This window comes from Dactylosporangium sp. NPDC005572, assembly GCF_040605515.1.
Lineage (GTDB): Bacteria > Actinomycetota > Actinomycetes > Mycobacteriales > Micromonosporaceae > Dactylosporangium.
Genome location: NZ_JBEXCY010000008.1, coordinates 125,196 through 135,556, shown reverse-complemented (window position 1 = coordinate 135,556; position 10,361 = coordinate 125,196). Strand labels below are relative to the sequence as shown.

Here is a 10,361-nt window from a genome sequence, read left to right as displayed (position 1 = left end):
TCAGAACTGGTGCATCAGAACTGGTGCATCAGAACTGGTGCATCAGAACTGGTGCATCAGAACTGGTGCAACGAGCGGCCTGAACAAGCAAGCAGCGAGGCGCCGAGCAGGCCAGTCGCTCAAGACGGCGACCGAGCCAGGTCGACTGGCGGCCAAGCCAGCCGGCCCCAGCGGGCTAGCGCGGCGTCCATGAACGCTGGCCGGATTTGCTGGCTGCCGGGATGGCACCCGCGATCTTGGAGTAATAGTCCCGGAAATATCCGATAAAGGGGGAGAAATTCGGGACCACAACTCCAAGATCGGCGCGGCGCGGGGTGATGCGGACCCGGCGAACGTTGGTGGACACCGCACTAGGCGGGCAATGCAGCATTCTTGATGCATCAAACCTGATGCATCAAGGTTGATGCGGGGTGAGCGAGCCAGGCGCCCCAGGCGGCGGCCGGGCCTGGTCGATGGGCAAGCGGGCCAACCAGCCCAACAGGCTCGCCGACAGCGCATCAGGCTTGATGCATCAGCTCGGATGTATCAAACCTGATGCATCAAGGCTGATGGGGCGAGTGGGCGGCGCGAGCGGCGAGCAGTGGGCTACGGATTGGGGCCGAGGGCGCGGATTCGGTCCAGGTCTTCGGCGACGACCGCCGGGTGGGTGTTCAGGTCGTACACGCTGAAGAGGTGCAGCGTGTCGCCCGTGTCGATCTCCAGGAGCTCCGACCGCAACCCCGCCCGCGACCGAGTGTCCACCCTGATGCGCTCGACCTCCGACCACGGCAGCCGCCGATGGCCCGCGTAGCCGGTCACCAACGTCAGGCCCTCCGGGTCGGCCGCCAAGCGGACCGGGGCCAGCAGATCGCGCAGCGCGTACCCGCCCGCGACCAGCGCCGCCACCACGGCCGCCGTCAGCGCGCGGCGGTCGTCCGCGAAGAACACCGCCGCGACGACCAGCACGACCGTCACCGCGCACTTCAAGCCGACGAACCCCGGCGACACCCGCCACTGTGCGCTGGTCGGCGCCGGTGACGGCGGTTCGGACCAGGCCCCGCTGCGCATCTCCATCGGCACAGCATGCACCGCGGCCGAGCCGGGTGACGCACCGGGCGAGGCGGGCTACTTCGTCTTCGTGATCGAGGTCGCGGTCACCGTGCCATCGGCGTTCTGGCCCTGGACCGTGACGGTCGAGCCGGCGGTGATGTCCTTCAAGGCGCCCGGGGTCGCGACCGTCGTCTGGCCGTTCGTCTTCACGATGACCGTGCTGCCGTCGGAGGTCTCGATGTACACCGTCGTGCCGTCGACCAGCTTCACGGTACCGGTGACGCCGCTGCTGCGGCTCTGCTGGCCCTGCTGCCCGGTGCCGCCGCCACCCTGGCCCGGGAAGCCGCCGCCGTTGCGGGCGAAGGCACTCGCCAGGGCGGCCGGGTTGGCGCCGCCGGCCCCGCCGGTCGCCGCCGGGGCCTCGCCGTAGCTCTTCTGCACCTGGGCGCCGGCCCCGAAGCCGACGACCAGGAGCGCCAGGCCGGCCAGGATCACCGTGGCGCGGTTGGCCAGGCGGCGCGGGCCGGCCTTGGCGACCCGCGTGTTGAGGTCGTCGTCGATCGGCTCCGCGAGCAGATCGTCCGTCACCGGCTCCAGCACCTCGGTGGCCTCGCCCGAAGGGTCGGAAGAGAGGCCGGTGGCGGGCGGACGGCGGAAGGGCGAAGCAGCGTGGCTCACGGATGACTCCTCGTCGAAAGCCGTGCGGGTTGGACCGGGTTGCGGCACCGCTGAGGGGGAGGGTTGGTGCCGCAACCGGGACCGGCCGGCACGGAGCATGCGCTCGAAACGGTTACTCATAGCGGAGCGCCTCGATCGGGCGCAGGCCCGCGGCCCGGCTGGCCGGGTAGCTGCCGAAGAACAGCCCGATGGCGACCGAGAAGCCCAGGGCCAGGAACACCGAGCTGGGCACGATGATCGGCTTGATGCTCACGATCGTGAACTGGCTGCCGATGACGGCCGCCGCCACCCCGAGCAGCCCGCCGAGCAGGCTCAGCACGGTCGCCTCGACGAGGAACTGGGTGAGGATCGTGCGCCTCGGCGCGCCCAGCGCCTTGCGGATGCCGATCTCCCGGGTCCGCTCAGTGACGGTCACCATCATGATGTTGGTGATGCCGATCCCGCCGACCAGGAGGCTGATGCCGGCGACGGCGCCGAGCAGCAGCGTGAACGTCTCGGCCGTGTCGGCCCGGGTCTCCAGCAGCTGCGACTGGTTCAGGATGCGGTACGCCGTCGTGGTCGAGCCGCTGGTGACGTTGAGCTTCTCGTTGAGGATGGCGGTGATCTCGGCCTGGGCGTCGGAGACCGAGTCCGGCGAGGTCGCCTGGATGAGCAGCTGGTTCAGCGAGCCGTACCCGGTCAGCGACTCCTGCACCGCGCTCACCGGCGCCATGGCCACGTCGTTCGGGTCGGAGAAGCCGGAGCCGCCCTTCTCGGCGAGCACCCCGACGACCGTGAACAGCTTGCCCGACACGGTGATCTGCTTCGACAGCGGATCGACCCGGCCGAACAGCTCCTCGGCGACGGTCGAGCCGATGACCACGACCTTGCGGGAATCCTTGACGTCCTCGTCGGTGAACAGCGCGCCCTTGGCGAGTTTGAAGTTCGACGCGCCGACGTACCCCGGGTACGTGCCGACGAACTGCGTGATGGTGTGGTCGGTGCCCTCGTAGGTCGCGGTCTGCGAGCCGCTCACCACCGGCGAGACGCTCTGGACGTGCGGCGCCTCGTCCTGGTTCGACAGGGCCGGCACCAGGTCCAGGCTCAGCGCGGTGTTCTGGGTCGACGCCGCGCCGCGGGCCCCGCCACCGCCGCCGGCGGTGACGGTCAGCGTGTTGGTACCGAGCGCCTCGATCTGGTTCTGCACCGCCTGCGCCGAGCCGTTGCCGACCGCGACGAGCAGGATGACGGCGGCGACGCCGATCAGGATGCCCAGGACGGTGAGGCTGGAGCGCAGCTTGTTCGCCGTGATCGCGCGCAGCGCGAACCGGATGGTCTCGAAGATGTTCACTTCAGCCGCTCATCCTGGACGATGCGTCCGTCGACCAGCCGGATCAGTCGCTTCGCGTGCGCGGCGACGTCGGGCTCGTGGGTGATCAGCACGATGGTCCGGCCCGACTTGTTGAGCCGGTCGAAGATGGCCAGGACGTCGTCGGTGGACTGGGTGTCGAGGTTGCCGGTCGGCTCGTCGGCGAGCACCAGCGCGGGCGCGGTGACGAGGGCCCGGGCCACGGCGACCCGCTGCTGCTGTCCGCCGGACAGCTGGTTCGGCTCGTGGCCGGCCCGGTCGGCGAGGCCGACCATCGACAGCGCCAGCTTGGCCCGGCGACGGCGCTCGGCCGCCTTGACCCCGGCGTAGGCGAGCGGGAGCTCGACGTTGGCCTGCGCGCTGGTGCGGGCGATGAGGTTGAACGCCTGGAAGACGAACCCGATCCGCCGGTTGCGCACCAGCGCCAGCTGCCGGTCGTTGAGCCGGCTCACGTCGACCCCGTCGAGCAGGTACTTGCCGCTGGTCGGGATGTCGAGGCAGCCGAGGATGTTCATCAGCGTCGACTTGCCGGAGCCGGACGAGCCCATGATGGCGATGTAGTCACCGCGCTCGACGGTCATCGACACGCCCCGCAGGGCATGCACCTCGGTCTCGCCCTCGCCGTAGATCTTCTTGACGTTCTGGATGTCCAGTACTGGGCTCATGTCGGTTACCGCCCGCCGATGCCACCGGCGCCGCCGCCGGAGAGCTGACCCCCGCCGCCGCCGGGGAACTGGCCGCCGCCCGGGAACTGCTGCTGGTTGTTGGTGCCGGTGGTCGAGCTCGTCGTGGTCGTGGTGATCACGACCTGCTCGCCGGCCGTGACGCCGGACTTGATCTCGACGAAGCCGCCGCCGGTGATGCCGACCTCGACCTGCCGCTCCTCGGTCTGGCCGTTGACCTCGACCGTGACCGTGCGCTGGCCGCCGGCCGTGCGCAGCGCCGTGCTCGGGATCCGCACCACGTTCTGCGACTCGGCGACGGTGACGACGGCCGTGGTGCTCTGGCCCAGCCGTACCCCTTCCGGCAGCGTGTCGAGCGTGATCACGACCGCGTAGGAGTTCACGTTGTTGCTGGTCGTGGCCGTGGGCGAGATCGTCGTGACCTTGCCGGTGGCCCGGGTGCCGGACAGCGCGCTCCAGGTCACGTTGGCGACCTGGCCGGCCTTGAGCATGGTGGCGTCGGCCTCGGCGAAGCCCGCGTTGATCTGGAGCTTGGTCAGGTCGGCGATGCTGATGAAGCCGGACGAGGAAGACGAGGAGGTCGAGCCGGTCGAGCCAGTCGAGCTCCCGCCGCCGCCGCTCGACGACCCGCCCGAGGAGGAGCCGACCGCGCCGTTGACCGCCGTGACCGTGCCGGCGATCGGCGCCGTCAGCACCGTGCCGTTCAGCGTCTGCTGGGCCGACGTCACGTTCGACTGCGCGGTCGCGACCTGCGCCTCGGCCGAGGCGATCGTCGCGTCGTCGGCGTCGTTGTCCTCGGCCCGGGTCAGCGCCGCCTTCGCGGCGGTGAGGTTGGCCTTCGCGGTGTCGAGCGACGCCTGGGCCGAGGTCGGGTCGACCTTCGCGAGCGTCTGGCCCTTGGTCACCACGTCACCGACCTTGACGCCCACCTCGGTCACCGTGCCGGAGGTGGTGAAGGTCGCGTTCGCCGTCGAGGCGCTCGCGACCGAGCCGGACGCCGACACCGTCTGCGACACGGTGCCCTGCGTCGCCGCCACCAGCCGGGAGCGGGTCTGGTTCTGGGACGCCTCGGCGGTCGCCGGGCCGTTGACGATCTGGTAGGCCCACAGCGCACCGCCGACGGTCACGACCGCCAGCGCGGCGTTGATCAGGGTCACGGAGTTCAACCGTGGTCGGCGAAGCGACGGCAGCGACAAACGCATGAGGGGAATCGTGGTGCGGTTCGCTCGGAGCGACCCTCAGCCAACCTCGGAGTTGCCTCGGAATCCGGCTTCCAGAATGTCTGGATCCTCGAACGGCTCCGGCTCGTCGATCGCCGGCAGCAGCACCCGGAACCGAGCGCCGGAGCCCGGCGCCGTCCACAGCTCGACCCGCCCGCCGTGCGCCTGGACGATGGCGGCCACGATCGCCAGGCCGAGCCCGGCGCCGCCGTGCCGACGGGAGCGCGAGCCCTCCGCGCGGTACAACCGCTCGAACACCCGACTCGCGTCCTCCGGGCGCATGCCGGGCCCGGTGTCGCCCACCTCGATGGCGGCGAGCGGCCCGCCCGGCGAGGCGCCGATGACGGCGGTCGGCGGGGTGTCCGAGGGCGTCGGGCGACCGACCCGCACGACGATCTGCGTGTCCTCAGGTGTGTGCTGCAGGGCGTTGCTGACCAGGTTGGCGACCACCTGCCGGATGCGCGCCTCGTCGGCGTCCACGGTCACCGGCTCGAACGTCACCGACCGGTCGTCGATCGTGGAGAGCTGCACGAACCGGGTCGGCACCCGCACGTGCGCGTCGCGGACCGCGTCGGCGGCCACCGCGAGCAGGTCGACCGAATGCCGCTGCAGCGGGCGCTCCTCGTCGAGCCGCGCGAGTGTCAGCAGGTCGTTGACGAGCAGGCGCATCCGGCTCACTTCGGCCTCGATGGTGTCCATCGCCTCGTCGAGGGCCGGGCCCGGGGGTGCGCCGCCCCGGCGGTACAACTCGGCGAAACCCTGGACCGAGGTGAGCGGGGTCCGCAGCTCATGGGCCGCGTCGGCGAGGAACTGCCGCAGGCGCCGCTCCGACGCGGCGCTCTCGCCCACCGCCTCCTCGATGCGCCCGAGCATGGTGTTGAGCGCGGTGCCGAGGCGGCCCGACTCGGTGTGCGGGTCGGCGTCCACCACGCGGCTGGAGAGGTTGCCGTCGGCGATCTCGACCGCGGTCTCCTCCATGCGGGTGAGCGGGCTCAGCCCGACCCGCACGAGCGTGGCGGTGGCGAACCCGACGAGCAGCAGCAGGGCGAGGCTGACCGGCGTGGTGAACAGCAGCATCTGCTCGCGGGTGTCGTAGACGTCGACGAGCGAGACCGCGCGGGCGCCGTACCCCGTACGACCGCCGAACTCCGCCGGAAAGACGAAGACCCTCCAGTCGCTGGTCGGCCCGCTGACGGTGAACGGCTTGCGCTCGGCGGCCCGCTGCTGGATCGAGCCGAACAGCGCCGGGTCGAGCAGCACCGGGTCCCTGTTCTCCAGCTTGCCGGTGCTGTCGAAGCCGTAGATCTGGAACGCCGGCCCGGGCGAGAACTCGCCGCGGTCGCCCTCCCGTCGCTGGCCGTAGCCGGTGCCCGGGCTGATCGACGGCATCGGGAACGGGTTGGTCGACGACCCGGGCGAGGCCACGATGCCGGGGCGCGGGCCAGGACCGCGCAGGCCGCCCTCGAGCGACTCGTCGACCCTTTTCATGAGGTACCAGTTGAGCAGCCCGACGCCGATCGCATTGGCCGCGATCAGAGCCACACCGGCGAGCGTCACGACGGACACCACGATGCGCGTCCGGACCGTCCAGTGCCGCCAGCGCCTCATGTGCCTTCGGTTCTCGGCAGTCTCAGCGCGTAGCCGACGCCGCGGACCGTGTGGATGAGCGGCGGGTCCCACTTGTCGATCTTGCGGCGCAGGTAGTAGACGTAGGACTCGACGATCCGCCCGTCCCCGCCGAAGTCGTAGTTCCAGACCCGATCCAGGATCTGGGCCTTGCTCACCACGCGACCGGCGTTCGTCAGCAGGTACCGCAGGAGGTTGAACTCGGTCGGCGAGAGGTCGACCCGGTTGCCGCCGCGCCGCACCTCGTGCGCGTCCTCGTCCATCTCCAGGTCGGCATACCGCAGCACCCCACCGTCGACGAGCTGCTGCTGCTCGCCCAGGCTGCGCCGCAGGATGGCCCGGATCCGCAGGACGACCTCTTCGAGGCTGAACGGCTTGGCCACGTAGTCGTCGGCGCCCACGGTCAGCCCGGAGATCCGGTCCTCGACCGAGTCCCGGGCGGTCAGGAACAGCACCGGCACCGGCCGGCCGGAGGTCCGCAGCCGCTGCGCCACCTCGAAGCCGTCGAGGTCGGGCATCATGACGTCGAGCACAACGAGATCCGGCCCGTACTCCGCCGCGGCGGCCAGCGCCTCGCGCCCGCCGCTGGCCACCCGCACCTCGAACCCGGTCAGCCGCAGAGTGGCCGACAGCAGGGCACGGATGCTCGCCTCGTCGTCGACGACGAGCACCTTGGGCTGTGCGGGTTGTACGGGCATCGGCTCCATCGTCACTGACCGGCCGTCACGATCTCGTCGCCTTCGGCAAGTCCGCTCTTGATCTCGGTGTTGACGTCGCCGCGCAGACCGGTCTCGACGGCCCGCTGTTCGTCCTTGCCGGCGACGCGGACCGTCACCTTCCCGTCGTGGACCGCCGTGGACGGCACCGACAGGACGTTGTCGACCGACGCGGTGACTACCGCGACAGTAGCGCTCTGTCCGTAGAGCAGCGTGTCAGGCACCTTGGCGAACGAGACCAGCGCCGCGTACCGCACCAGGCGGTTCGACACCGTGCCGGCCGGGTCGATCTGGATGACCTTGCCGTCGTACTTCGCACTCGGGTCGTCCGGCAGCGTGATCTTCGCGGCCTGGTCGACCTTCAGGTGGGCCACCTCGGCCTCGGTGAACTGCGCCTTGATGACCACGTCACCGGTGCCGGCGAGGGTGATGACGTTGCTGCTGGCCGACGAACCGACGGTGCCGCTGACCGCGAGGACCTTGCCGGCGACCGGCGCGGTGATCACCGTGCCGGCCAGCTTGGCGTTGGCCTGGGTGAGGCTCAGCTTGGCGTTGTTGACCCGCTGCTGGGCGGAGTACAGGTTGTCGCTGGCCGACTGGACGCTGTTACCGCCGTTGCCGGTGTTGCCACCGCCGCCGGTGTTGCCGCCGCCGCCTCCCCCGCCACCGCCCCCACCCGGCTGGGTCGACGTGGACGGGCTGGCGGTCGGCGTCGACTTCGCCGTCTCCAGCGCATCCTCGGCGCGGTCCAGCGCGTCCTGCGCGCTGCCGAGGTTGTCCTCGGCGGCGTCGACGGCGTCCTGGGCCGAGGTCGCGTCGATGCGGGCCAGCACCGCGCCTGCGGCGACCACGTCGCTGGCCTTGACGTTGAGCTCGGTGAGCGTGCCGCTGGAGGTGAACCCCAGCGAGCGACTCGCCTGCGCCTGCACGGTCCCCGACGCGGACACGGTCGTGGCGACCTCGCCGCGGGCCACCTTCACGGTGGTCACCGCCGCGGGCGCGGGCTTCTCGTCCGCGGCCACCACGACGGCCGTCACCACCACCGCAGCCGTGAGCACGGCGGCACCACCGGCCAGCCACCACACCTTCATGAGTGGAAAGTTCACCGGCCGGGCCTATGAACCGCCTTGGCCCAACCTCAAAGTTCGCTCAGAGCGCGATCCATCCCTGCTCGGCGAGCGTCACCGCGTCGTTGGCCTTCAGACCGGCGCCCGAGACGGTCCACAGCGTGCCGCCGATCACGAGCGAGCGGCTGATGACGGTGTACTGCCCGGGGTGCCGGATCGTCCCGGCCGGCGCGACGCTCTTGTCGCCGACGGTGAGCACCAGCGCGCCCGCCTCCTGATCCTGGAAGAGCGGCACGACCAGCAGGCCCGTCTGCGGCCAGTAGAGGAACGCGTGCGGGTCGAACTCCGCCTCCGAGCTGGACTTCGGCACCTGATGCTGGGCCAGGCGGGTCGGCTTGGCCGGGTCGTGCACGTCGAACAGCGAGATCTGCGTCCCCTGGACGCGGCCCCGCTCGGTGGCCTCCTGGCCGATGCCGATGAGCCGCCCGGCGCCGGCCGGGTGCAGGTACGCCGAGTAGCCGGTGATCTTCAGCTCGCCGACCACCTTGGGCGCGGCCGGGTCCGACAGGTCGAGCGTGTAGAGCGGGTCGGTCTGCCGGAACGTCACGACGTAGCCGAGAGTGGCGATGAACCGGACCGAGTAGATGCGCTCCCCCTTGCCCAGGCCGCCGACGTGCCCGGTCTCGGCCAGCCGCCCGCCGTCCTGCTTGAGGACGTAGACCGAGGACGACGTCTGCTCGCCGCGCTCGTTGGCGTCGGTCGTGGCCACCCGCAGGTTCCCGTCCCACTCGGACATCGAGTACTGGTTGAGCAGCCACCCGGGCACCTCGCCGCTCGCCACGTAGCGAGGCTTCCCGGCGCCGCTGATGTCGAACTTGAACAGCTGGGTGCGCGGCGGCTCGAACCGCGGCGCCCGCTTCGCCGTGTCGATCGGCCTGGCGACCCGCCAGCGCTGGTCGTTGGCGACGTACAGGCTGGGCCCGTTGGCGTAGACCGTCTCGCCGTCGGCCACCACGGTCACCGGGTCGCCGCCGCCCAGGGCCGGCCCGCCGAGGTCGAAGGAGAGCACGGTCAGCATGGCGGTTCCGCTGTACCGCTCGGGCCGGCTGACCGATGCGCAGTCGAACTGCCCGTTCGTCTGCTTGCCGGCGGCGTCCTCGGCGCTCCACCGCGGCAGCCAGTCCGACAGCGGTGCCGCCGCGATCGCCGAGCGGTTCGCGGCCAGCCGCGCCTCGTCGTCCTTCAGGTTCGACGTGTCGGGGAAGCGCAGCCGCGGCGTCGAGCGGACGACGACCCGCGCGGTCGAGCCGACCTGCCGGGCGTCGACGAGCGCGCCGTCGGTGGTGTAGCGGCCGAGCACCTTCGGTGTGCCGGCGATGTCGACCAGCGTGACCTGCGCGCCCATGGGCATGTGGGCGTCCTCGGGGACGATGGCGCCGCCGGCGCGGTCGTCGTACCCGAGCACCAGCACCCGGTCGCCCGAGAGCAGCAGGCTCATCGCCGTGGCGGCACGCTTGCCGTTCGCGTCGCCGGCGCCGGTCAGGTTGAGCTCGCCGGTGACCCGCTTCGCCGCCGCGTCGACGATCGTCAGCACGCCGCCCCGGGCCAGCGTCACGATCCGCTTGCCGTCGGTCTTCACCAGATCGGGCTCGTCAACGCCGAGCTCGTGCGTGTTGGTGCCGGAGAACGTCTCGGCGCCGGGCGCGGCGCCCTTCGCCTCGGCGCCCCCGGCGGCCCGGGCCGCGTCGTCGGTGGCTCCGTTGAGCCGGGTGACCCCGCCCCAGACGCCGCCCAGGCCCCACGGGCCGACCGCCTCCTGCGCCGCCGTCCGAAGGCCGGTGAGCAGGTCGTCGCAGGACTCGAAGGCGACGAGCTTCAGGGCCGGGGCCGGCTGCGGGGCCGCCGACGCGGGCGCCGGGCGCGGCTTGTCGGCGGTACAACCGGAAAGGCAGACGCACACGGCACCGAGCAGGGCGAAAGCGCGCTTCATGGCC

General features: G+C 71.2%; 9 protein-coding genes. All 9 read right to left on the bottom strand.

The window, feature by feature from the left end:
• Window positions 1-585: 585 nt before the first annotated feature.
• The 9 genes from ABZS66_RS06800 to ABZS66_RS06760 all read right to left on the bottom strand — a co-directional run bounded on the left by ABZS66_RS06800 (window position 586) and on the right by ABZS66_RS06760 (window position 10,357).
• Complete coding sequence (locus ABZS66_RS06800; protein ID WP_354755843.1) at window positions 586-1,053, bottom strand: PH domain-containing protein; 468 nt, start codon at window positions 1,051-1,053, stop codon at window positions 586-588.
• A 51-nt stretch (window positions 1,054-1,104) separates the two neighbouring features.
• Window positions 1,105-1,707, bottom strand: a complete 603-nt coding sequence (locus ABZS66_RS06795; RefSeq protein ID WP_354755842.1) for a hypothetical protein — start codon at window positions 1,705-1,707, stop codon at window positions 1,105-1,107.
• A 112-nt stretch (window positions 1,708-1,819) separates the two neighbouring features.
• A complete protein-coding gene (locus ABZS66_RS06790) occupies window positions 1,820-3,037 on the bottom strand; it encodes an ABC transporter permease (protein ID WP_354755840.1) in 1,218 nt (405 codons plus the stop codon).
• Window positions 3,034-3,720, bottom strand: coding sequence for an ABC transporter ATP-binding protein (locus tag ABZS66_RS06785; RefSeq protein WP_354755838.1), 687 nt, complete (start codon window positions 3,718-3,720; stop codon window positions 3,034-3,036). Before ABZS66_RS06785 ends, ABZS66_RS06790 begins: the two co-directional genes overlap by 4 nt.
• Window positions 3,721-3,725: 5 nt before the next feature.
• On the bottom strand, window positions 3,726-4,895 hold the full coding sequence (locus ABZS66_RS06780; RefSeq protein ID WP_354755836.1) for a biotin/lipoyl-binding protein: 1,170 nt from the start codon (window positions 4,893-4,895) through the stop codon (window positions 3,726-3,728).
• A gap of 81 nt (window positions 4,896-4,976) precedes the next feature.
• Window positions 4,977-6,566, bottom strand: coding sequence for a HAMP domain-containing sensor histidine kinase (locus ABZS66_RS06775; protein ID WP_354755835.1), 1,590 nt, complete (start codon window positions 6,564-6,566; stop codon window positions 4,977-4,979).
• On the bottom strand, window positions 6,563-7,282 hold the full coding sequence (locus ABZS66_RS06770; protein WP_354755833.1) for a response regulator transcription factor: 720 nt from the start codon (window positions 7,280-7,282) through the stop codon (window positions 6,563-6,565). Before ABZS66_RS06770 ends, ABZS66_RS06775 begins: the two co-directional genes overlap by 4 nt.
• 11 nt (window positions 7,283-7,293) lie before the next feature.
• Window positions 7,294-8,406 (bottom strand): HlyD family efflux transporter periplasmic adaptor subunit, encoded by a 1,113-nt coding sequence (locus ABZS66_RS06765; protein WP_354755831.1) that lies wholly within the window; start codon window positions 8,404-8,406, stop codon window positions 7,294-7,296.
• 43 nt (window positions 8,407-8,449) lie between these two features.
• On the bottom strand, window positions 8,450-10,357 hold the full coding sequence (locus ABZS66_RS06760; RefSeq protein ID WP_354755829.1) for a beta-propeller domain-containing protein: 1,908 nt from the start codon (window positions 10,355-10,357) through the stop codon (window positions 8,450-8,452).
• Window positions 10,358-10,361 lie beyond the last annotated feature (4 nt).